This window comes from Mesorhizobium sp. M1A.F.Ca.IN.022.07.1.1, assembly GCF_003997575.1.
In the GTDB taxonomy this organism is placed as follows: domain Bacteria; phylum Pseudomonadota; class Alphaproteobacteria; order Rhizobiales; family Rhizobiaceae; genus Mesorhizobium.
The window spans coordinates 1-682 of the sequence record NZ_RZST01000705.1 but is presented as its reverse complement, the minus strand read 5'-3'; the positions used below and the strand labels follow the sequence as shown (position 1 = coordinate 682).

At 58.5% G+C, this 682-nt stretch carries 1 protein-coding gene; it reads right to left on the bottom strand.

Going from position 1 to position 682, the window contains the following annotated elements:
• Positions 1 to 321 precede the first annotated feature (321 nt).
• A partial coding sequence (locus EOA75_RS33510) for a PDZ domain-containing protein (RefSeq protein ID WP_206517142.1) occupies positions 322 to 682 on the bottom strand: 361 nt, incomplete at its 5' end.

The window sequence follows — 682 nt, the reverse complement described above, 5'->3', positions numbered from 1 at the left end:
GCATGGAAGGCTCGGCCGCCGTTACGGCGATAAGATCAGCCTCGAATTTCCTCGCGATCTCCTGCGCGAAAATCAGGCGCGGCGTTGCTGGTGCGTCGATGTCGAGCTGGACTAGAATTGTCGTGTAGGTCATAGCCGGACTCCTAGTGGTGTCGGTAGTGAACACGATCGGTCACAATTCGCCTTGACGCACATCAACTTCGCCCCGGGCAGTCGACCTGGGGCCAGAAACGTTGCATGGGGAATTTCCTCGACTGGCCAACTGTAGCCCTTTGTCGAGCGCGTCTCTCAGATTTGTGCTTCAGCATGCCGGTCGCTGCGCTACCGAACGACGACATACTGCATGCCGCCGCCATGGAATATGCCCAACAGCAGCAGTCTGTCGGACCGTCTTGCAGACTGCGCCACCTGGGTTGCTGAGTGAACCGGATGCTGATCCACGCTCACAATGAAATCGCCGGCTGACAATCCGGCCGCTGCAGCATTGCTTTCTGGATCAACCGAGGCAATCTCGGCACCATCTGTCCGCCCGTAAGCGGCAGAGTCCGGGGAGATGTCGGTCAATACCACGCCCGCCAGCAGCCCCTCGCCCTTGATAAGACGCATGCTAACGGTGTTCGCCTCAGCAAGCTGCACCATCAGCTCCAAGGATTTGTTCTTCCTCACGTCGACAGCTTGGTTG